Below are 22,722 nucleotides of genomic sequence, written 5' to 3'. Positions count from 1 at the left end.
ACATACAATAACATTAGTATAGCATGATAGAAGAAAGAAGCCTACCAAGGTGAATATACTTTTCACTCTTTTCATGAAAATGTAGGTAAATCGGGCTAAAGTAGTTGCTTTTTGTAGTTTAATAAGGTAGGATATTAGTACAGTTGAATATCTCCTTAGGGGAGTAACCGGCAACATTTTGTTGCGATAATATCAACAGTAAGTTAACCAAATGGTTTTCTGGTATTGTATGAAATGGTGAGACCTAAGACAAATGCGTATTTGTCTTAGGTCTCTTTTTTTTCAGACAGGACTAGGACCGAGATCAAAAAATGGGGGATGAAATTTGGAAAACAAGGAACAAGCACAACAAGCGGTCTATAAAGAAACGATCGATTCGTTGATGCAGCAAACGCAGAGCTCAACCGATGGATTGAGCACCACGCAAGCGAAGGAAAAATTAGAAAGAGATGGCTTGAACCAGCTAAAAGAAAAGCCGAAGAAGCCAACTTGGAAATTGTTCTTAGAAACCTTCAAAGATGCAATGGTTATCGTATTGCTGATTGTCGCACTGATTCAGATGGTCATGGGAGACTACATCGAATTCTTAGTTATTTTTGCAGTGTTGATGTTGAATTCTATCATCAGTGTTGTCCAAACAAAAAAAGCAGAAGGTTCTTTAGAGGCATTGAAAAATCTTTCAGCACCTGATGCTCGAGTGATTCGTGACGGTAAAGAAAAAACGATTCCGGCAAACGAACTTGTCGTAGGGGATATCGTGTTGTTAGACGCAGGCGATTATGTACCTGCTGATGGACGATTACTAGATGCGGGTTCATTAAAAGTAGATGAAGGCATGCTGACAGGAGAGTCGACTTCCGCAGAAAAAGAAGTAATGGATATCACAAGTACTGTTCCAATCGGTGATCGTACGAATATGGTATTCAGTGGAACGATCGTAACTTACGGACGCGGTAAATTCTTAGTGACTTCAACTGGGAACAATACGGAGATCGGACAAGTTGCTGGTCTTTTGGAATCAACAACTGAGCAAGTCACTCCGTTACAACGAGGTCTGGATAAATTCAGTAAAAAATTAAGTCTGGCTATTTTGGCATTATCTCTACTGATTTTAGGTATCCAATTGTTCCGTATTTATCTTGGAGAAGGTACAGGAGATATGACTGCAGATATCGTCAGCGCAGTGATGTTTGCCGTAGCCGTAGCCGTAGCTGCTATTCCAGAAGCATTACAGTCTATCGTAACAATCGTGTTATCTTTGGGAACGAATAAAATGGCGAAACGTCATGCCATTATCCGAAAACTTCCAGCAGTTGAGACACTTGGTTCGACAAGTATCATCTGTACAGATAAAACGGGTACATTGACACAAAACAAAATGACAGTTGTTGACTACTTTTTAGGAAATGGCGATACTGGAGATTTCACAAACGATCCTTCAAAGTGGACAGCTGACGAACGTCGTTTGATTGAAATCAGTGTCTTAGCGAATGATGCATCAATCAGTGAAGATGGGACTAAATTGGGCGACCCTACGGAAGTAGCGTTTATCGATTTTAGTGAAAAACTAAACCAGCCTTATCAGGAAATTCGAAACAACTACCCAAGACAAGCAGAACTTCCTTTTGACTCAGATCGAAAATTGATGTCTACTGGACACACGATCGATAACGAAAATTACTTATTTGTCAAAGGGGGACCAGATATCGTCTTCCAACGCAGTAAAAAGGTATTACTGAATGGCGAAGTTGTTCCGATGACGGATGAATTGATGAAAAAATTCCAAGAGCAAAATGAAGCTTTTTCAACACGAGCATTACGTGTACTAGCTTTTGCTTACCGTCCACTTGATAATTTTGATTTGTCATTTGAAGATGAAGATGATTTGATCCTTGTTGGTTTGCTTGCTATGATCGATCCTCCACGTGCTGAAGTCACTCAAGCGGTGACAGAAGCAAGAAGTGCAGGAATCAAAACGATCATGATTACTGGTGATCACAAAACAACAGCTGTTGCTATCGCAAAACAAATCGGGATTTTTGAAGAAGGAAACTTAGCTCTGACTGGAACGGAATTAGATGAATTAACAGAAGAGCAACTAAACGAAGTTTTAGAAAAAGTCACCGTTTATGCACGTGTTTCTCCTGAAAATAAAATCCGTATCGTTCGTGCTTGGCAAAATAAAGGTCATATCTCCGCTATGACAGGTGATGGCGTAAATGATGCACCAGCATTGAAACAAGCAGACATCGGGATTGCTATGGGAACTGGTACAGATGTGGCAAAAGATGCAGCAGCGATGGTATTGACGGATGACAACTTTGCTTCTATTGTCAGCGCAGTAGAAGTAGGACGTAACGTGTTTGATAATATCAAGAAAGCTATTTCTTATCTATTTGCCGGAAACTTAGGTGCGATCATTGCGATCATCTTTGCCTTAGTTGCTGACTGGTCCAATCCATTTACAGCATTACAACTGCTGTTCATCAATTTAGTCAATGACTCACTGCCAGCGATTGCATTAGGTACAGAAAAAGCAGAACCCGCTACGATGAACCGTCCGCCAAGAGATCCAAATTCAGGAATCTTTACGGACAAAACATTGATTTCTGTAACGTATCGTGGTGTGCTGATTGGGATTGCTGTTATCTTCGCTCAATGGCTTGGCATGCAGCATTCACCTGAATTCGGTGTAGCTATGTCATTTTCAACATTAATTTGGTGTCGGACATTGCAAACATTCCCAGCACGTTCAAATACACAAACAGCTATCCAAGCAGGGTTCTTCTCTAACAGAAGTGTCTTACTAGCTGTAGTTGTATGTAGCGCGCTTTACTGCTTAACAATGATTCCAGGACTGAAAGAAGTCTTCTCTATCCCATCAGCATTTGGATTGACAGAAGTCTTTACATGTATGGGAATCGCCCTTGTGACAATCATCTTGATGGAAATCACGAAATTGATCATTGTACGAGTACAAGGAAATAAATAAAACGAATCAAGGAGGTTGTGAAATCAGCGTTCTGATCTGAGTATTAGAGAAACAAACGGAAAAATAGTTCCTCATATTTTGCCGTTTGTTGAGCTAATACCGAAGGTCAGCTGATTAAACACCGTTTATTCGGAATAAGGGACTGTGACACGACGTTTGTCACAGTCTTTTTTTATTTATAATAGACGGAAAGCAAAACATTTTTTTATTCATCAAAAGAGATATAATAGTTAAAAGAGGAGAATTATTTATTCCGAAAAGTGAAAATATCTAACAAAAATCAAAAATTTAGAGGGATTCAAATGAATGAAAAAGAATGGGATGATTTTGCGGAAGAATATTATGAAATCCAGCAAGAATCACAAACAACTATTGCAGAAGATGTAAGAAAATATCTGAAGTCGGAGAAAGTCCTGCCTGCTGAAATAGTAGCAGACGTTGCCGGAGGATCTGGCAGATTTCTTTCTTTAGCAAAAGAAGTTAATCACTACGTTTTGATTGATTTTTCTTCAGGAATGTTAGCAAATGCAAAAAAAGAAGCAGAAAAAATTGACTTATCAAATGTTTCCTTTATCAAACGATCATTAGAAGAATTTATCCAATCCAGTGAGACATATGAAGTGGTTTTTACAGCAGCAAACCCAGCTTTGACACATCCCAATCAATTAGAAAAACTGATGAAAAAGTCAAGCAAATGGTGCGTGATAATGAGAGTAGTGGAATCAATCGATGATGTTTTTTATCCTATCGAAAAGCAACTAGGAATGATAGAAGAAGATCCTAATACAACCCCATTTATCATGGATCAATTTGAATCATATTTAATTGATAAAGGATTCAAAGTAAAGAAAAAAGATTTTACTTATTTTGCACAGGAATCAATTACTGAAGAGTGGATGAAGATGTACTATGAAGAGCACGCAAAAGATCCTGTTATGACTAGATATATTCGCAAACTATTCAGTGAAAAACCAGAAATCATCAGTACGACTAGGTTGACCTATCGACTGCTTCTCTGGTCCAAGGACAAAAAAAGATCCCCCCACATTTCGTGAAGGGATCTTTTTTATGCGTGTATTATATTTTGTAATAACGAATATCATTTTCAATTTTTGTAATCGAGAAAGGTACGTCTGATGTATATTCTGCGCTTTCTCCATGTTCAGGAAGCGATTCGCTGAAAATCGTTTCATATTCGTCAACAGAGATTCGTTTTCGAGAATCCAGCATCTCTTGATGAGATTGTGCGAAGAGATATTCTTGATAGTTTTCCTCCAGATAACCTGTAAAAAATTCACTTACTGCACCAGAACCGTAGCTGAATAAACCAATGCGGTCTCCTGGCTGTAATGATTTCGAATTTTCCAGTAGAGAAGTTAGTCCAAGGTATAATGAACCAGTGTAAAGATTACCGATTCGTCGGCTGTAACGAATGCTTTCTTCATAGCGAGCCAGTAGCCGTTCTTGATTTCCTTCATCTGTTTGGTCTAATACGCTTTGCAATGCCTTTTTTCCCATATTCGTATATGGGATATGGAAAGCAATCGCTTGATAATCTTCGAGTCCTCGACCCGATAATTCTTTATGTCGATTCCAAACTTTTTGGAACGATTCAATATACGTAGAATTAGATAAAGGTCCATCAACAACAGGAAATTCACTGTAATCTGGACGCCAGAAATCATAGATATCTTCTGTCAGAAATACGCTGTCGTCTTCAATCGATAAAATACGCGGATTTTGAGTGATCATCATCGCAACAGCACCGACACCTTGCGTCACTTCACCACCGCTTGCCAAGCCGTAACGAGCAATATCACTTGCTATGACTAGTACTTTTCGTTCTGGATGATTTTTGACATATTCTTTTGCCATGTGTAAAGCTGCGGTGCCACCGTAGCAAGCTTCTTTTACTTCAAAAGAACGAGCAAAAGATTGGATTTTTAGTAAATGGTGGATAATTACCGCACTCGCTTTTGAATGGTCAATCCCGGATTCTGTTCCGACGATGACCATGTCGATTTGCTCACGGTCTTTTTCTGTCACGATCTTGCTGGCAGCATTTGCCCCTAGTGTAATGATATCTTCATTCGCACGATTGACTGCCATTTGGTCTTGACCAATACCGATATGATATTTTGCAGGGTCATCTCCACGGCTTTCTGCTAATTCTGTCATATCTAAATATAAATTAGGAATAAAAAAGGAAAGACGATCAATCCCTATTTTCATTTCAACACCTCTTTACTCATGATAAAAAACTTACTTTACTAAAGTATCATAAAAAGATTAAAAGAAATATAAAAAAGCAAATATTTAAGGATTGTTAAAATTTAATCTTAGAAAAAACTAACTGGAACAAGAGCTATTTGTTTTTATAGCAAAGAATGGTATATTTTTGTAGGAGGTGGCTTACTTGAAAGAAGTCGTAATGATAGATGCTGCAAGAACGCCGATAGGAAAGTATCGCGGAAGTTTAAGTTCATTTACTGCAGTTGAATTAGGCACACTTGTGACCAAAGAATTATTAGATAAAACAAAACTGAAAAAAGATAAAATAGATCAAGTAATATTCGGGAATGTCCTGCAGGCTGGTAATGGTCAAAATGTTGCTAGACAAATTGCTCTGAACAGCGGTATCCCAGTGGATGTCCCTGCAATGACAATCAATGAAGTTTGTGGATCTGGTATGAAAGCAGTGATTTTAGCACGTCAACTGATCCAATTAGGTGAAGCAGAGCTTGTGGTAGCAGGCGGAACAGAGAGTATGTCACAAGCACCTATGCTGAAACCCTATCAGTCAGAAACAAATGAATATGGCGAACCAATTTCCAGTATGGTCAACGACGGATTGACTGACGCATTTTCAAATGCACATATGGGATTAACCGCAGAGAATGTGGCAACCCAATTTTCTGTGAGCAGAGAAGAACAGGATCGTTATGCCTTGGCATCCCAATTGAAAGCAGCTCAAGCTGTTGAAGCTGGCATGTTTTCTGAGGAGATCATTCCGCTCAAGATTTCTGCTGAAGACATGTTATCTGAGGATGAAGCAGTTCGTGGAAATAGTACATTGGAAAAATTGGGTACATTACGTACAGTATTCTCGGAAGAAGGAACAGTAACAGCAGGCAATGCTTCTCCATTGAATGACGGTGCCTCAGTGGTGATCCTTGCATCCAAAGAATACGCAGAGAATAATAATCTGCCTTATTTGGCAACCATCAAAGAAGTAGCGGAAGTTGGTATTGATCCAAGCATCATGGGAATCGCTCCAATCACAGCCATTCAAAAATTGACAGATAAAGCAGGAATAGCTTTACCAACGATCGATCTTTTTGAAATCAATGAAGCATTTGCGGCTTCATCTATCGTGGTCAATCGAGAACTACAGTTAGATGAAGAAAAGGTCAATATCTATGGAGGAGCAATCGCATTAGGACATCCAATTGGGGCAAGCGGTGCACGGATTTTGACCACGTTAGCTTACGGATTGCTTCGTGAGCAGAAGAGATACGGGATTGCTTCATTATGTGTTGGCGGAGGTTTAGGCTTGGCAGTCTTGTTAGAAGCGAATACGGAGCAAACACGTGAGGATTTGCAAAAAAAAAAGTTCTATCAGCTCACGCCATCTGAACGGCGCAGTCAATTAGTTGAAAAAGGTGTATTGACACAGGAAAATGCACTGATTTTTGAGGAACAAACACTTTCTGAAGAGCTCTCAGATCATATGATTGAAAACCAAGTGAGCGAAGTGGAAACCCCAATGGGCATTGCACAAAATTTCCAAATCAATGGCAAGAAAAAATGGATCCCGATGGCTACAGAAGAACCATCTGTTATTGCAGCTGCAAGCAATGGCGCAAAAATCTGCGGAAATATCTGTGCAGAAACACCTCAACGGCTGATGCGCGGACAAATCGTTCTATCAGGAAAATCGGAGTATCAAGCAGTGATCAATGCAGTGAATCATCGAAAAGAAGAACTGATTCTTTGTGCAAATGAAAGCTATCCTTCCATCGTGAAACGCGGGGGCGGTGTTCAAGATATCTCTACACGGGAATTTATGGGAAGTTTCCATGCCTACCTATCTATTGATTTTTTAGTGGATGTAAAAGATGCAATGGGTGCCAACATGATCAACTCGATTCTTGAGAGCGTAGCAAACAAATTACGGGAATGGTTCCCTGAGGAGGAGATTCTATTCAGTATTTTAAGTAATTTTGCTACAGAATCGTTGGCTTCTGCCTGTTGTGAAATCCCCTTTGAACGCTTAGGAAGAAGTAAAGAAATTGGTGAACAAATTGCTAAAAAAATCCAGCAAGCAGGGGAATACGCGAAGCTTGATCCGTATCGTGCAGCGACGCATAATAAAGGAATCATGAATGGTATAGAAGCTGTAGTAGCAGCTACAGGAAATGATACACGTGCGGTAAGTGCTTCGATCCATGCCTATGCGGCAAGAAACGGATTATACCAAGGATTAACAGACTGGCAGATTAAAGAAAATAAACTAGTTGGGAAGTTAACAGTGCCTTTGGCTGTGGCTACAGTGGGCGGAGCTTCTAATATCCTGCCAAAAGCTAAAGTATCCTTAGCTATGCTAGATGTCGATTCAGCCAAGGAACTAGCGCAAGTAATGGCTGCTGTAGGGTTAGCTCAAAATCTTGCTGCTTTGCGAGCATTAGTTACAGAAGGAATCCAAAAAGGACACATGGGGCTTCAAGCTCGTTCATTAGCGATCTCAATTGGGGCAGTTGGTGAGGAAATCGAGCAAGTTGCGCAAAAATTACGTGAAGCAGAAAAGATGAATCAGCAGACAGCTATACAGCTATTGGAAAAAATCCGAGAAAAATAAAAAAGTATCTTTAGAGGAAGAAAGCAAGATTTGCAGTTATTTTATTTACTGCAGATCTTGCCTTTTTTTCTTTTACGAGAAAAATGCGTTCATTGTTAGAATATTTTTCTAGCTATAATTAAGTGTGCGCACAAAATAAAAAAGAATGGAGAACTTATGAATAAGAAAAAAACTTACCGTACTACTGAGCATCTGTTTTGGGGTGTTTTTACTAGGTTAAAAGTCCCAATCTCTTATGCCAATATGACTACCGAATCTTGGACAGCTCGTACATATAATCGGAATTGGATGAGTCAGTTAAGAGATGATGTACGTCTATCAGAATTATCTATTCCAGGGACACACAATTCAGCGACAGCAACTTATAGAGGAGGACTCAGTGATTATGTGAGAACACAAAGTATCGACATCCGCAAGCAACTTGACAATGGAATACGTTTTTTAGATATACGTGCCATTGATGGTGTTTTTACGATGCATCACGACAGGTACTATCTAAACCAGAATTTCGGTGATGTACTTAATAAAACAGTGGCCTTTCTTCGTGACAATCCTGAAGAAGTAGTCTATATGAGATTGAAACAAGAATACAGTAGTAAAAATGACCATACATTCAACCATATTCTTAATACACGATATTTACAAGATAGTCGCTGGAGAGATTACTTTTATTATGGAAACGCTAATCCGACTCTTAGCGAGACACGAGGAAAAATCGTCATTTTTCGTAATTTCTTGGGAAATAATGTCGGAATCCCTTATCCGTCAAGTTTTGATATACAAGACTATTGGAATCCAGTGAATCCAAATGATAAACGATGGGCTGTCGAGCAGCAAATTGATAGAGCAAATCAAAGTAGAGGGACGAATGGTGTTAAATATATCAATTTTTTAAGTGCAAACGGATTTTGGAGCGGCGTACAGGGGTAGGCAGCAGTAACCAATCCTTTTACCTATCGTCGTATATTACATAGAAATATCAGACACATAGGAATCGTTCCTAACGATTACCCAAGCGAAAAGCTCGTCAATGCGATTATTGACATCAATCATCGCTTATTAAAAGATACTGAAAGCAGAGGCAAATACCATGGCTATATCGCTTCTATTCAATGTCAAGCAGATGTTTGGAGAGTAGTAGACTAGAATCGGGGAAACAACACAGGGGTTATTTACCATAACCATGGAGGAAGCAATCAAAAGTGGTTCCTAGATTATGATGTTGTGAGTAAATCATATGTGTTGAAAAGTCATCTTGATAGAAATCGCGTGTTATCAGAAAATAATTCTTTCACTGTAGATGTAATGAATCAGGCAAGTATAAATAACCGTGCAAGGTGGCGATTGATACCAACTGGGAAGAGCATGTAAATGGGGATGTTTATTATCTACAAAGTGTTCGGAGCCAACGAGTCTTAACTGTGCAAAACGACATATATTTAGATAATCGTCCTTTGCGTATGCAACCTTTGGAACATGCGCAAAGACAACGCTTTGTCATTCACAGAGAGGACATGCAATAGACAAGAAAAACAAATTGAAAAAAGCACGAATCTATTGTTATATTCGGATATATATTTTTAATATTAACTATTTATTATATGACTAAAAAGGCTGGAATCTTCGATTCCAGCCTTTTGTGACAAATAGAATTTTTATCTATCGGTAATCGCTGTCGCTGCAAATTGTTCAATTAAAGGAATCAAAGTCAATTTGACTTTGTATTTTCGTTCAAGTGCTTTTTCGATGACAAATTCATTTTCAGCAGTCATAGAAATAGTTGCTAACTTACGAGGTTCATCCGCATTTTTTTCATAAATAACTACTTCTTGTTCATTTTGTTCTGTGTAAAATTTAGGATACTCAGCAACAGCTTTTGAAAAATCAGCAAAACTTAAAGCGGCATTCGTATCAGTTGAGCGTGTATTTTCAGTTGTGTCCGCTTTTGGTTCTTCCACTTTTTCTTCTGGCACACTGACTGTTTCTTCTGTCACTGGTGTTGCAACGGTTTGTGCAGTTGGTTCATCGTTTTTCAATCGTTGATCATTCCAGTAAGATACGATCTCAATAAGAAGATTGTCACGGAATCGTTCGAAAATACCGTTTTCTCCCGAACGGATCCGCTTTAATACAGTATTGAAATTATCATCGATAGGCACGTTGATTCGTGTATCTTCATTTGTTTTTCCAGCTAATCCGATCGTTAAGATTTGACGGTTTTTGGGATCAAGCATGACTTGTAATGGCAAACCATAACGTCTCAAGCTTTCATCTTCTAGAGAACGGAATAACTGTCCTCTTACACCATCCAATGAAGGACGGAATTGATTTAATAATTTTTGTTTCTGTTTTTTCTTCATATGTTCTCTCCTTCGCTCATACCCTTTCGATTATAAGAAAAAAAAAGCCAAATGAAAAGGAGTAATGCAAAAAAACTTGCGTATACGCAAATTACAACAGAAAAATTTGCTTATTTTTCCATTTTTTGAAAGAAAAATAAAAAAAAGGAACAGGTTATCTATTCACATAACCTGTTCCAATCTTTTTATCTTTTCGGTATCAAGGCAAAAACAGGTAACTCAGGTGAATAAATGACTTCGTGTTCGTGCCAAGTTGTGACCATTAGTGAATGATCGAACCGTTTTTTTAGCTCTTCGATAATTTGATCATGTGTCCAGTTTCTTGCAGGAAAATGTTGGATCTTCTCTGCATCGATCAAAAAGACAAAATCGGAATGAAAAGTCTGAATGACTTCTTCCGAGAGAGAATTCAAGCGTTCGATTGGATCCATAAAATCACCTTTCGACTTAGAATTGGGTAGTATCTGGGTCTTTTGCCTTGCCAACTACACCATCTAACTGATCAATTTGTTTCATTTCTTCTTCTGTCAATTCAAAATCAAACAGTTCAGTATTTTCTTTGATTCTGCTTGGTGTGACTGACTTAGGAAGAGGAAGGAATCCGTGTTGCAATGACCAACGTAAAGCAACTTGTGCGATCGTCTTGTCATGCGCTTCAGCGATTTGTTTCATTTCAGGTACATCGAAGATTTTCCCAGTGCCTAATGGGCTGTATGCTTCAAGGATCATCTCATGTTTTTTTGCATACTCAACTACAGCTGGCTGTAATTCACCTGGTGCAAGGAAAACTTGATTGACCATTGGCATGATTTTTGCTGTTTTAGCAAGTGTATCTAGATGGTGGGGCAAGAAATTGCTGACACCAATTGCTTTGATTTTACCTGCTTCATACAGTTCTTCAAATGCTCGCCATGTATCTGCGTTTGCTTGTTCCCAATTATCACGAAAAGCAACTGGATTTGGCCAGTGAATCAAGAACAGATCTACGTAATCTGTTTGGAGTTTCTTTAATGATTCCTCAAAAGAAGACATCACAAGTTCATAACTGTGATTGGCATTCCATAACTTTGTTGTTAGGAAGATCTCTTCTCTAGGAATGCCACTTTCCTTAATCGCTTGGCCGACACTTTCTTCATTCTTGTATCCTTGGGCAGTATCGATATGGCGATAACCTGCAGCCAGTGCTTCTTTAACAGAGGAAACAGCGACATCCCCGTCAGGTGTTTGCCATGTGCCGAATCCTACTACTGGAATTTCGTAACCATTTGATAGACGATACGTGCTTGTTAATGAATTCATACTTTCAGCTCCTTTTTTATTCGTTCATCTATAAGTTTAGCGCATTTTCCAAAAAAAAGAATCCATTTTGTTTCTACTATTGAAATTTTTGTTTAAAAGAAAATGATTTTGATTCTGGCATTTTTGATTTTTTTTCCGTAAACTAGGACAGAAGGGAATGAGGAAATGGATATCTATTTAAAAAAAGCAATCCTGCATATTATTGACAGAGAAACGGGTTCGCCGGTCTTTTCACAAAAAGAGCTGGATCTGACAAAAGAATATATTCGTGATTTTCTTCAAAAGAAAATCCAAAAAATCTCTTCTGCCCAAACGAAAACTGGACAATTGGCAGAAGAAAGCATGATCGTTGAATCACTTAAAATCGCTCAAGAAAATTTTGTGGAAGCAAGTGAAGCAATCGTTCAGCGATGGTTCGATATTTACCAAGAAAGTGAAGAGGCGCCAAGTGCAGATGTATTTGTTGTTTTGTATGAATTAGATACAGTGATGTACCTATCTTTATTGAAAGTCAATTATCGTGAGGCTTATACGCATTTTGTTGAAGCAGACGAAGTAGGGATTGACAACCGTTTGATTTTGAACCGAGCAATACTAGGCGCGAAAACACAAAAAGCAGATGAAGCCTTCGCGGTGAACTTGTCCGATTGGACCTACGAATTGATTGAAAAAAAATATGAGTTTTCCGGTAAAAAAGAGCTTTATTTTTCTGGAAGAGTGATCGAAAGTGTTCCTGCACCTTCTTTAGAGGAAAACGTAAAAGTGATCCAAAAAGTAGCCAAGCATCTCGGAAAAAAATTCGAGACAGAAGAATTTGATATCATGGCTGATTTAAAAGAAGCTGTCTATGACACGATAGAAGAAAAAGGACGGTTGGATCATGAGATGATCGCAGAAAAAGTCTTCAAGGAAAACATTACGGCAAAACTGGCTTTTAAAGAAGAAGTACAGGAGCAAGGGTTTGTCCCAGAAGCCCCCCCTGTAAAAGAAGTACAAGAAATTTCTGAGAAAAAATTTGGAAAACAAAAATTTAAACTATCAAACGGAATCGAACTGATTGTACCAGTCGATGTATATCGCAACCCAGATTTGATTGAATTTGTGAATAATCCGGATGGTACGATATCTGTGATGATCAAAAATGTGGATGAAGTATTGAATCGTTTATAAAAGTGACTGGAACATTAGATGTTCAACTACCGATGTTTAGTTGAATGAATGGTCCATGAGAAGGATCTGAAAAGACGAATATAACAAAAAAAGAGCGTGAGACAAAAGTAAAGAACACTTTTGTCTCACACTCTAAACACGTATAAACGGCGGAAGCAGAAGCAACTCCTTCGGAAATAAGCTGAAGTTCACAAGAATTTGAAAAGCAAGTTTCATGAATTTCTTCTTATTTCTTGGAGTTAAACGCTCCTGTCCCAGCCTCTTTTTATCTAATAAAATTTTAAGACCACCGATTATTGATCGATTTTTTCTGCCGCATTTTTAGGGACTTCAGAAGCTTTTATTTCTTCCCAGCTTAATACACCTTTACGAGGATTGACTTTGAGTTGGAGATACGCATTCATCTTTAATGGATGTTCTCTTACTTCATGAAGCGTCACTTGTTTTTTTTCTCCATCTTTGTTATAAGCCGCTTGTTTGTAGGTATAAGTCGTAAATTTTTCTCCATTATCTGTTCGGAAAGCTGACATTTCGCCATTCGTCGTGATTTTTGTATAATAGGCTTCGCCGCCGTAAAAATAATGATAGGCTGCAAAACTTCCGCCGAGAAAGATGCCTAAAACGACAAGTACGCCAATTAATTTTTTCATGTACTTCACCTCTCTTCTTATTATTAACGAAATAGAAGATTTCGTCTATTGAAAGTTGTTGGCGACAGCTGAATTTTAAACTTTTCCTCATTTTGTTCTTATTGCTTCAAAAGAAAGTTAAAGAAGAGCTTGAAGTTTTTCTCAAAAAACATAATTTTTTATTTATAAAAGGTACTTTTTTCGCGTATAAGACAGGCGAGTGCTCTTAGTTGACTTTGACCAATTTTGACGTATAATAAGCTTAGTTTGAATCTTACAAAAAGTAAGCCGGACGTATTCTTTTTGATTTATTCAAAAAAAGACTATAATAAAAAAGTGAGAGCTGAAATCCTTCAGTGATCTATATTATTTAGGAGGTTTGTAAATTATGGCAAAAGAACATTACGACAGAAGTAAACCACACGTTAACATTGGTACAATTGGACACGTTGACCATGGGAAAACTACTTTAACTGCTGCGATCACTACAGTATTAGGCAAAAAAGGCCTAGCAAATCCTCAAGACTATGCTAGTATTGATGCAGCTCCAGAAGAACGTGAACGCGGGATTACGATCAATACCGCACACGTAGAATATGAAACAGAAAAACGCCACTATGCGCATATCGATGCACCAGGACACGCGGACTATGTGAAAAACATGATTACAGGGGCAGCACAAATGGATGGTGCCATCTTAGTCGTTTCTGCAACTGATGGTCCGATGCCTCAAACACGTGAACACATTTTGTTGTCACGTCAAGTTGGTGTAAAATACCTAATTGTTTTCTTGAACAAAGTAGATTTAGTCGATGATGAAGAATTGATCGATTTGGTAGAAATGGAAGTTCGCGAGTTATTGAGCGAATATGGTTTCCCAGGCGATGATACTCCTGTGATCAAAGGTTCCGCATTAAAAGCATTGCAAGGCGATCCAGATGCTGAAGCTGCTATTATGGAACTGATGGATACAGTGGATGAATATATCCCAACACCAGAACGTGATACAGATAAACCATTACTATTACCAGTGGAAGATGTTTTCTCCATTACAGGACGAGGAACTGTTGCCTCAGGTCGTATTGACCGCGGTGCTGTTCGTGTCGGTGATGAAGTAGAGATCGTAGGGATCAAACCTGAAACACAAAAAGCAGTTGTCACAGGTGTAGAAATGTTCCGTAAAACGTTAGATTACGGGGAAGCTGGGGATAACGTAGGCGTACTGTTACGTGGTATCCAACGTGACGATATCGAACGTGGACAAGTACTTGCTAAACCAGGTTCCATTACTCCACATACAAAATTCAAAGCTGAAGTGTACGTGTTGACAAAAGAAGAAGGTGGACGTCATACACCATTCTTTAACAACTACCGCCCACAATTCTACTTCCGTACAACTGACGTTACTGGAACAATCACGTTACCAGAAGATACAGAAATGGTCATGCCTGGTGACAATGTGACGATTGATGTTGACTTGATCCACCCAATCGCTGTTGAAAACGGAACGACCTTCTCCATTCGTGAAGGTGGCCGTACAGTAGGTTCAGGTATCGTTACAGAAATCGAAGCATAAGAAACGTGACTCGAATATTTTGGTAATGAAAAATGTTTAAAATGAAAAGCGGTCAAAACAGAAATCTTGTTTTGACCGCTTTTTTTGTTCTTCAATTGTACAATAAGAGAGGGCAGGAGCCGTACCTCACGCTTTGGTTCAGTCTCTTTTATTTATATTGTGAGTGTTTCCTTACTAACTACGCAGTTTTTAGTACTTTCTTCGTATCCATTTTTTCAAACCATTTATTCTACCTTGTGTCTGCTCAACTGGCGCATTATCAATAATCAGCAAAGCAATCATAACATATGCAATCCAACTATCTCGCGAATATAGGGTGTAGCGTGAGACCCAGTTCGTAGCGTACTTGCTTTTGTATTCTCTTAATCCATGGAAAGAATAAAAATGAGAGCCAAACTCGTAAACCAAGTAAGCAATTCTTTCCTGTAAAAAACTCTTTCTGGAAGTTCCAACATTTGAAAGAGGTGCCATCCCTAAATTGAACCATTGGATATGTTCTTCTTTCATATAAGCAAATAAATGCAGGAACAAGAAATCCATACTGCCGGAAGGGGCTTTTTTGGGATCATATCGCATCAAATCGATCGTTCCTACTTTGTTGTTCGTGTAAGTAGGCATGATCGTCGCAAAAGCGACAATTTCTTCTTGAGTATTTTTGACTACAGCAATAGGCGCTCTTTGTAAATAATCTTCCGAGAAAAAGCCTAAAGAAAAACCTTTTTCTTTTCGTGAACCCAACCAATTATCAGAAATATTTTTGAAAATACTCATTTGCTCAGCAGAAAACGGCGGTTGTAAGACATCAAATGTAAATCCTTCTCGTTCAATTCGGTTCAAGACAGCCCGAGTGCCCTTCATTTTTTTCCCTGATGTTGTAAAACTATTCAGGTCTACATAAGCTTCTTCCCCCATTTTAATGAAGTCATAGCCGAATTCATGCAAAATCATAACGATCTCTTCGCTTGTTTCGTAGAAAACAGGTAAATAACATAATCGGTCTGTCTCTTCGATGAAAGCTTCAATTGCTTCTGGAAAATCTTCTTTCTTACCAGAAGGATCGCCCATTACGATGCATTTATTATTGAAGCAAGCGAATTGGAGAAGCACAGTTGGTTCACCGTCTTTTTCGTAGGCAAACATCCGCTTGTCTTTTAAGAAGATCAATTGACTGTCGGAGTTTCCTCCATAAGTTGTGAGGATCTTCAGTGCCTTTTCTTCATTAAAGGCTTCGCCAATCTGTTTCTTTTCTCCTTGAAGAAAATGGACAAATAAAACGATCATGAAGCTAACGGCGATAATGGCCAACAACCCTGAAAACCAAATCTTTTCAGAAGGGAATAAGAAAAAGGAAATAAAATGGTGACGCCGATGTGGAAAATCAGGCAGATTGTATACACCAATAACGATATAAAGCAATGTCAATGCACCGATAATGATTCCGTCAATCGTACGCCATTCCCACGAATAGATGAGTTGTTCCCGAAACAGTTCGTTTTTGGACGCAAGAATGATCAGAAGCAGAATAGACAAGAAAATCACCGGTGTGAAGCTAAAATCGCTTAATAAAACATAAAACAAAGCGAGTGCGATCAAGAAAATTGTAGGCAGATAGGCTCGTTTTACGCGTGCAGCGATCCCTCTCCCCATAACAATCAAAAGAAATCCTAATAATATACTAGGAAATTGGATAATAAAGTGGAATTTCAATGGGTTCAAACTATGAAGCCAGCGAAACTCTGTAAAAGCTTGCGGAATAGTGGCAGAAAGTACCAACATGATTCCAGAAAAGTATAAGAGGACAACCACGATTTTATGCGCGATTTCTGTTGCTAACTGCTTAGGGATCCCTGAATAACGTTGATCAAAAGTGGAACCGATATTTTTGAAGAAAAAGACGATTCCAATCAAAAACGGAATGATGTAGTAGAACAGACGATAAAGCAAGATCCACACAACGACTGTTTCTCTTGGCACACCAATAGCAGATAATCCGATAATCATCATCACATCGAAACTGCCGATCTCGCCAGGAATCATAGACACGATCCCTATCACTGAAGCAGCAATGAATAACGGAATCGTTTGCCACAGATCGATTCGGATTTCCATTAGGTAACCAACAGAAAGAAAACTGAACAGGACACCAGACCATTCCAATAATGAAACAAGCAAGAGCTGTCCTTGCGTTTTAAGTGAGGTACCACCAAGGAATCCTTTCTTTTTGAAAGTAGTGAATAAAAAGACAACAGGGAAATACAGACCACCGCCAATCAGCCATATCCAATATTGCTTCAAGAAAGGAGCAACTGGCGTGAAGACTACAAGTAAAAAAGAAAGCAGACTGTAAATAGAAAGTCCAGCCATCAAAAACAAGAAAACTTTCGATAATGCTTGGATCACGTTTCTGCTCTCTTTCTTTTGTCCATATAGTTCAGAGCGAAGCCCCACACTAACAAACCCGCCGAAACCGGCAATATTGTTGATTGTATTGATCAGCCAGCTTGTCTCAAACAAGTAACGAGGATTCTGCTTTTGTTCAAGCATCCGATTCAAAATAATATCATAACCAATCATAGGTAACACAGAGACAAGACCAATCAACAGCATAAGTCCGCTTTTCCAAATAGGTATAGTGGCAAACGTTTCTCCTAATTGCTGGATAGATAGAGTCTTACCGATGGACATCAATTCACCGACAATAATGACAATGACAGAAATCAAAAAGATTGTTTTGAACAGTCCTAGATGGTTTTTCAGCCATTGTATGGTAGTTTTTAACAAATAAATCACCTTCTATTCCTAATAATTATGTTTCAGAAAGAAATTGAAGAACTTCTCGGTTGAAGCGTTCAGGATCTTTTCTAGCTAATTCATGTCCTTGTTCTTTTACAAGTACAAAAGAAGCTTTTGGTATAGTTTTAGCTATATACAGAGAATGTTTCAGCTTGATCACATCTTTTTTTCCTACAATAATCAAAGTTGGGGAGTTGATTTTTTTTAAATCATTTTCTGTAAGGCCGATATCATGCAGCAATAGTTTAATAACTAACAGATTTTTGCGAAGGCTTGGGCGAAATAAAGAGAGCAACCATACCCATGCATAATGAAAATTGCTGATGACTCTGGCAGAAAAACGAACGCCTTTAACTAGCGTGTTTCCAGAATTTAAAATCAATCGATGAACTTTTTGAGGAAAGCTGCTGGCAAATACCAATGCCAAATTTGCGCCGTCGCTAAATCCAAGAAAATCTGCCTGATTGATTTCTTCTAGCAACATAATCGTATTCAGATCCTCAGCCATCAAATGAAAATTCAATATAGATGCTTCATTTGTTGAACGGCCATGTCCTCGGCTGTCTACTAGATAAACAGTATAGTAGCGTTCAAGCACGGGAACCTGTTCTGAAAAAAAGCGGCCGCTGCCATCATTGCCATGCAGTAAAAAGAGTGGGAAGCCTTGACCACTCTTTTCATAATAAATTTCGCTCCCGTCTGACATTTTTGCATATTTCTTTTCTTTTTTCACATAATCACCTACTGTGTAAAGTATAACGATTATAACAGTCATTGGGCAATCGTTTTTACTGAAAAACAACGATCATTTTCGTAAGATGATAAAAAACACAGGAAAATTCATTTTTTCTTAAGGTGTACACAGAATTTAAGGAAGAAATAGCCAAGAAGATAAAGAAATAGTAAGATAAAAAAGATGTCAAAATAACTAGGTGATGAAATGAAGCGAAAACGATTATCTATTATCCGTATTCTTTTTTACATGATCCTTCTAACGGTCATTGGTGCGGTGTTGTTTTTAGGAGGAAGAACTTATCGCTCAGTAAAACGGGTGGAAAGCTATCAAATAGAAATAACGACAGCTGCAAAAAATTATCATATGGAAGCATACGAAAAATTGATCAAGGCAATAATCTTGACCGAATCAAAAGGAAAAGGCACAGATCTCATGCAGAGTTCAGAGAGTTTGCATGGAGAAGCCGATATCATTGATAATCCAGCTGACAGTATTGATCAAGGGGTCAAATATTTGGCGGAGATGATAATGGAAGCAAAAAAACAAGGATGTGATCTGTGGACCGCTGTCCAAGCGTATAATTTTGGGAAAGATTATATTGCCTATGTAAAAAATCATGGCGGAGAAAACACAGTAGAACTAGCAGAAGCGTATTCTAAAGATGTGTTAAGCCCGCTTTTAGGAAATGAGGAAGGAAAACAGTACCGATATTGGCGAATCCAGTCCTTGCTTTACAACGGCGGCTATCTCTATCATAATGGAGGTAACATGTTTTATCCTGATATTGTCAAAATGAATGAAAAAATAATAGAGACTTATGAAAAAGTCTTTAAATAAACGAGTAGGAAATATCCAAACATAATAAAATGAGTTGAAAGAAGGAGTGCGCAAGTAGTGGAAAAAAGGCAAAAAATAGAAAATCAAAAAGTGGGGTACACAACCAAAGATTGGATGTTGCGGTTTGTGAAGGGAATGTTTATCGGTTCAGGATTTATCTTGCCGGGGGTCAGCGGTGGTGCATTAGCAGCTGTTTTTGGCATGTATGAGCGACTGATTTCTTTTCTAGCCCATATCACAAAAAATTTCAAAGAAAATGTTTTGTTTTTCCTGCCTGTTGGTCTAGGCGGAGTGACAGGCATCTTTTTACTTTCTTTTTTAGTCAGTTTTTTATTAGGGGCGTATGAAACAACAATATTGTGGTTTTTTGTTGGGTGTATCGTCGGAACTGTTCCTGCCTTATGGAAAGAAGCAGGAAAAAAAGGACGAGATACTTCTGATGTGATCATCATGGTTGTTACTTTTGTTCTGGCTTATTTGTTTTTATTATACGGTGCTCGATTATTTGATGGACAAGTCGATCAGAATTTTGGGACTTGGCTGATCGCCGGTGGATTGATTGGTTTAGGGATGATTGTCCCAGGATTGAGTCCTTCTAATTTTTTGGTATATATGGGATTGTACAAAGCGATGGCTGACGGATTTAAAGAAGTTCGGTTTGAAGTCATCTTGCCGATCGGAATTGGTGGGGTTCTTTGTGTCCTTGGCTTGTCAAAAATCATGGATTATATTTTCTCAAAGGCATACAGTAAGCTATTCCATTTTATTTTAGGCGTCGTTTTTGCTTCAACGATTATGATCATCCCTACTGATTACGCGGGATTGGGAGTCGCTGGCGTGCTAGCTTGTCCTGTTCTTTTTGTAGCTGGTACAGCACTAGGATGGTGGATGAGCCGTTTGGAAGAACAATATAAGTAAAGATAGTTCGATAATAAAAAAACAACACACGGGTGATTCATACAAAAAAGATCAGCATCTTTTTCGTAAGAATCATTCGTGTGTTTTTCTATAAATTTTATAAAAACAAGTTGTTTTTAACCTTGGAACACGCTAGACTTAAACACGTGATTATTTTTGAAAGTTGGCGGAAAATGGAGAAAAAGAAAATGAATGGACTTACACAGCAAGAAGTAGTTCAAAAAATGGCTTCTGGCCAGCAAAATGACTACCAGGAAGATGCATCAAAAAGTACAAAGCAAATATTCAGCGATAATATATTGACGTTATTCAATTTTCTGAACTTCGGTATCGGGATTTGCCTGTTATTTGTAGGTGCTTATTCCAACATGGCATATTTAGCAATTATTATCGTAAATATCGTTATTGGAATTTATCAAGAAATACATGCAAGAAATCTTGTACGGAAATTATCGATTGTTTCCCAATCAGAAGTACTAGTGATTCGGGACGGTAAAGAACAATCGATTTCTACTAAAGAGCTGGTATTAGGAGATTTGGTAAAAATCGGAGCAGGAGAACAGATACCAGCCGATTTGCAGGTCATATCAGGACGGGCAGAAGCAAATGAAGCTCTTTTGACAGGTGAATCTGACTTGATTGTCAAAGAAGCTGGAGCTGAATTGCTTTCTGGGAGCTTTTTGACAAGTGGTTCTGTCATGGCTGAAGTCATCCGAGTAGGGGCAGATAATTATGCTGTCCGCTTGACTAGCGAGGCAAAAACCCACAAAGCTATTCATTCTGAACTTGTAGATTCGATTCGTAAAGTATCCAAGTTCACTAGTTTCGTGATTATTCCTTTAGGGATCATACTATTTTTGGAGGCACTGTTCATTCGCGATGCTTCTATCAAGATTTCAGTTATTGCCTCTGCAGCAGCTTTGTTAGGGATGCTTCCAAAGGGATTAGTATTGCTGATAAGTATTGCGTTAACGACAGGTGTAACAAAACTGGCAAAAAAACGGATTCTTGTTCAAGACATGTATTCCATTGAAACACTTGCTCACGTCGATACATTATGTTTGGATAAAACAGGAACCATTACTGAAGGGAAAATGAGTATCCAGCGTGTAGAAGCATTACATCCGCTGTATGAAAAAGCTATTCCAGAAATTATGGGAACGTATCTTGCAGAAAGCAGTGATAACAACATCACCATGCGGGCGATGAGAGAGTATTTTGAGCTTTCTAATCGTTATGATGTAACAAACAAAGTCGCATTTTCTTCTGATCGCAAATGGGGTGCGATGGAGTTTCCAGAATTAGGAGTCGTATACGTAGGAGCACCTGAACGCTTGGTGGAAGAAGATCGGCTGCCAGATAGTCTAAAAACAGCTCAAGCGAATGGCTATCGCGTACTTATGTTGGGGATTGCTCCAAATCAGCAATTAAACGAAGAAAACCCCACGTTTGTTGAGCCAGTTGCTCTGTTTGAAATCGATGACCCAATCCGAAAAAATGCGCCAGAAACACTAGCTTATCTTCATGAGGAAGGCGTTGACCTGAAAGTAATCTCTGGAGATAATCCATTTACTGTCTCCAATATTGCCAGACGTGCAGGATTACCGAATTACGATGCGTATATCGACCTTTCTCAGATTACTGAAGAATCGGACGTGCGAGAAGCTGCACATCAATATACCGTTTTTGGTCGAGTGAGTCCTCAGCAAAAGAAATTACTGGTAAATGAATTGAAAGATAGCGGCAGAACGGTTGCGATGACAGGTGACGGCGTAAATGATGTTTTGGCATTAAGAGAAGCAGATTGTAGTATCGCCATGGCAGAAGGTGACGGAGCGACACGTCAAATTGCTAATCTGGTATTGTTGGACTCTGATTTTACGACATTGCCAGAAGTCCTGTTTGAAGGACGTCGGGTAGTCAACAATGTGACGAAAGTCTCCGGTATCTTTTTCATCAAAACGATTTATTCTTTTATTTTATCGATTATCTGTGCCGTTACAGCTATTGGATTTCCATTTATCCCTATCCAGATTACGCTGATTGATTTGGCGATTGAAGGGTATCCTTCCTTCTTTTTATCATTTGAACAAGATAAACGCAAAATCACTTACCGTTACTTGCCTACTGCACTTATCAACGCGTTGCCGAATGCCTTGCTTGTAGTAGTGAATATCATAGCAGTGTATCTACTTGGAAAAACGTTCGCGTGGGGAAGTAGTGAAACCACTACGTTGATGTATTACTTGCTAATTGGAATCAGCTGCATGGCAGTTGTAAAAGCTTGTTATCCTTTCAACCCGTTGCGAATATTCTTAGCAGTAACGACAATCGTAGGGATATATGTAGCTGCGATGCTGTTCCACGGAATTTTGGAAGTAAACTTAGGTTTAGGAGAAACCATAGGATACTTCGTTATGTTCATGATCATAAATATTGTCCTTCGATTATTGTACTGGAAGGCTGATATTCAAAATCAGCTACTGAAAAGAGTAGCAAATTGATGCTTAATTAAATAGAAATGTGTTATACTTGAAAAAGAATTGAAATATGA

At 38.6% G+C, this 22,722-nt stretch carries 16 protein-coding genes; 9 read left to right on the top strand and 7 right to left on the bottom strand.

Annotation, left to right across the window (positions count from 1 at the left end; genetic code table 11):
• Positions 1 to 325: 325 nt before the first annotated feature.
• Both QK255_RS08255 and QK255_RS08250 read left to right on the top strand, forming a co-directional pair.
• The gene (locus QK255_RS08255; RefSeq protein WP_002290118.1) at positions 326 to 2,992 is read left to right on the top strand and encodes a cation-translocating P-type ATPase; all 2,667 of its coding nucleotides are present in this window, start codon (positions 326 to 328) and stop codon (positions 2,990 to 2,992) included.
• A gap of 302 nt (positions 2,993 to 3,294) precedes the next feature.
• Positions 3,295 to 4,047 carry a class I SAM-dependent methyltransferase gene (locus QK255_RS08250; RefSeq protein WP_002290119.1) on the top strand — a complete coding sequence of 251 codons (753 nt, stop codon included), beginning with the start codon at positions 3,295 to 3,297 and terminating at the stop codon, positions 4,045 to 4,047.
• A 22-nt stretch (positions 4,048 to 4,069) separates the two neighbouring features.
• Here the strand turns inward: QK255_RS08250 and QK255_RS08245 are convergent, their stop codons facing one another.
• Positions 4,070 to 5,224, bottom strand: a complete 1,155-nt coding sequence (locus QK255_RS08245; protein ID WP_002290120.1) for a hydroxymethylglutaryl-CoA synthase — start codon at positions 5,222 to 5,224, stop codon at positions 4,070 to 4,072.
• Positions 5,225 to 5,408: 184 nt separating this feature from the next.
• Here QK255_RS08245 and QK255_RS08240 point away from each other — a divergent pair, with 184 nt between their 5' ends.
• Together QK255_RS08240 and QK255_RS08235 are read left to right on the top strand one after the other, a co-directional pair.
• A complete protein-coding gene (locus QK255_RS08240) occupies positions 5,409 to 7,850 on the top strand; it encodes a hydroxymethylglutaryl-CoA reductase, degradative (RefSeq protein WP_002335591.1) in 2,442 nt (813 codons plus the stop codon).
• 156 nt (positions 7,851 to 8,006) lie between these two features.
• A complete protein-coding gene (locus QK255_RS08235; RefSeq protein ID WP_002290124.1) occupies positions 8,007 to 8,780 on the top strand; it encodes a phosphatidylinositol-specific phospholipase C in 774 nt (257 codons plus the stop codon).
• A 725-nt stretch (positions 8,781 to 9,505) separates the two neighbouring features.
• Here the strand turns inward: QK255_RS08235 and QK255_RS08230 are convergent.
• From QK255_RS08230 to QK255_RS08220, 3 genes are all read right to left on the bottom strand, one after another.
• Positions 9,506 to 10,210: a hypothetical protein gene (locus tag QK255_RS08230; protein ID WP_002290126.1), complete on the bottom strand. Its 705-nt coding sequence runs from the start codon at positions 10,208 to 10,210 to the stop codon at positions 9,506 to 9,508.
• Positions 10,211 to 10,395: 185 nt separating this feature from the next.
• Positions 10,396 to 10,641 (bottom strand): hypothetical protein, encoded by a 246-nt coding sequence (locus tag QK255_RS08225; protein ID WP_002290128.1) that lies wholly within the window; start codon positions 10,639 to 10,641, stop codon positions 10,396 to 10,398.
• A 16-nt stretch (positions 10,642 to 10,657) separates the two neighbouring features.
• Positions 10,658 to 11,509 (bottom strand): aldo/keto reductase, encoded by an 852-nt coding sequence (locus QK255_RS08220; RefSeq protein ID WP_002290130.1) that lies wholly within the window; start codon positions 11,507 to 11,509, stop codon positions 10,658 to 10,660.
• A gap of 165 nt (positions 11,510 to 11,674) precedes the next feature.
• Here QK255_RS08220 and QK255_RS08215 point away from each other — a divergent pair, with 165 nt between their 5' ends.
• On the top strand, positions 11,675 to 12,679 hold the full coding sequence (locus tag QK255_RS08215) for a nucleoid-associated protein (protein WP_002290131.1): 1,005 nt from the start codon (positions 11,675 to 11,677) through the stop codon (positions 12,677 to 12,679).
• Between the two features lie 293 nt (positions 12,680 to 12,972).
• On the opposite strand, the gene QK255_RS08210 is transcribed toward QK255_RS08215, so the two are convergent.
• Positions 12,973 to 13,329 (bottom strand): YxeA family protein, encoded by a 357-nt coding sequence (locus QK255_RS08210; RefSeq protein ID WP_002290132.1) that lies wholly within the window; start codon positions 13,327 to 13,329, stop codon positions 12,973 to 12,975.
• Between the two features lie 367 nt (positions 13,330 to 13,696).
• Here QK255_RS08210 and tuf point away from each other — a divergent pair, with 367 nt between their 5' ends.
• Positions 13,697 to 14,884 (top strand): elongation factor Tu, encoded by a 1,188-nt coding sequence (gene tuf, locus QK255_RS08205; protein WP_002289463.1) that lies wholly within the window; start codon positions 13,697 to 13,699, stop codon positions 14,882 to 14,884.
• Between the two features lie 189 nt (positions 14,885 to 15,073).
• On the opposite strand, the gene mprF is transcribed toward tuf, so the two are convergent.
• Both mprF and QK255_RS08195 read right to left on the bottom strand, forming a co-directional pair.
• Positions 15,074 to 17,665: a bifunctional lysylphosphatidylglycerol flippase/synthetase MprF gene (gene mprF / locus QK255_RS08200; protein ID WP_002290133.1), complete on the bottom strand. Its 2,592-nt coding sequence runs from the start codon at positions 17,663 to 17,665 to the stop codon at positions 15,074 to 15,076.
• A 25-nt stretch (positions 17,666 to 17,690) separates the two neighbouring features.
• Entirely contained in the window at positions 17,691 to 18,452 is a 762-nt protein-coding gene (locus QK255_RS08195) for an alpha/beta fold hydrolase (RefSeq protein ID WP_016628932.1), read from the bottom strand.
• 165 nt (positions 18,453 to 18,617) lie between these two features.
• On the opposite strand from QK255_RS08195, the gene QK255_RS08190 reads away from it, so the two are divergent.
• The 3 genes from QK255_RS08190 (at position 18,618) to QK255_RS08180 (ending at position 22,672) form a co-directional block, all read left to right on the top strand.
• Positions 18,618 to 19,250 carry a lysozyme family protein gene (locus tag QK255_RS08190; protein ID WP_002290135.1) on the top strand — a complete coding sequence of 211 codons (633 nt, stop codon included), beginning with the start codon at positions 18,618 to 18,620 and terminating at the stop codon, positions 19,248 to 19,250.
• 57 nt (positions 19,251 to 19,307) lie between these two features.
• Positions 19,308 to 20,168, top strand: a complete 861-nt coding sequence (locus QK255_RS08185; RefSeq protein WP_002290136.1) for a DUF368 domain-containing protein — start codon at positions 19,308 to 19,310, stop codon at positions 20,166 to 20,168.
• 188 nt (positions 20,169 to 20,356) lie between these two features.
• Positions 20,357 to 22,672, top strand: coding sequence for a cation-translocating P-type ATPase (locus tag QK255_RS08180; RefSeq protein ID WP_002329094.1), 2,316 nt, complete (start codon positions 20,357 to 20,359; stop codon positions 22,670 to 22,672).
• Positions 22,673 to 22,722: the final 50 nt, after the last annotated feature.

Origin of the sequence: Enterococcus sp. ZQ21 (assembly GCF_030053755.1) — a bacterium.
In the GTDB taxonomy this organism is placed as follows: Bacteria; Bacillota; Bacilli; order Lactobacillales; family Enterococcaceae; genus Enterococcus_B; species Enterococcus_B lactis.
The sequence above is the reverse complement of the archived record's forward strand: the minus strand, read 5'-3'. Positions and strand labels throughout refer to the sequence as shown.

Coding starts and splice junctions, on each gene's coding strand:
- QK255_RS08210 (WP_002290132.1), bottom strand. CDS start 13,329: ATGAAAAAATTAATTGGCGTACTTGTCGTTTTAGGCATCTTTCTCGGC.
- QK255_RS08190 (WP_002290135.1), top strand. CDS start 18,618: ATGAAGCGAAAACGATTATCTATTATCCGTATTCTTTTTTACATGATC.
- QK255_RS08250 (WP_002290119.1), top strand. CDS start 3,295: ATGAATGAAAAAGAATGGGATGATTTTGCGGAAGAATATTATGAAATC.
- QK255_RS08235 (WP_002290124.1), top strand. CDS start 8,007: ATGAATAAGAAAAAAACTTACCGTACTACTGAGCATCTGTTTTGGGGT.
- QK255_RS08180 (WP_002329094.1), top strand. CDS start 20,357: ATGAATGGACTTACACAGCAAGAAGTAGTTCAAAAAATGGCTTCTGGC.
- QK255_RS08215 (WP_002290131.1), top strand. CDS start 11,675: ATGGATATCTATTTAAAAAAAGCAATCCTGCATATTATTGACAGAGAA.
- QK255_RS08195 (WP_016628932.1), bottom strand. CDS start 18,452: ATGACTGTTATAATCGTTATACTTTACACAGTAGGTGATTATGTGAAA.
- tuf (WP_002289463.1), top strand. CDS start 13,697: ATGGCAAAAGAACATTACGACAGAAGTAAACCACACGTTAACATTGGT.
- QK255_RS08220 (WP_002290130.1), bottom strand. CDS start 11,509: ATGAATTCATTAACAAGCACGTATCGTCTATCAAATGGTTACGAAATT.
- QK255_RS08225 (WP_002290128.1), bottom strand. CDS start 10,641: ATGGATCCAATCGAACGCTTGAATTCTCTCTCGGAAGAAGTCATTCAG.
- QK255_RS08230 (WP_002290126.1), bottom strand. CDS start 10,210: ATGAAGAAAAAACAGAAACAAAAATTATTAAATCAATTCCGTCCTTCA.
- QK255_RS08245 (WP_002290120.1), bottom strand. CDS start 5,224: ATGAAAATAGGGATTGATCGTCTTTCCTTTTTTATTCCTAATTTATAT.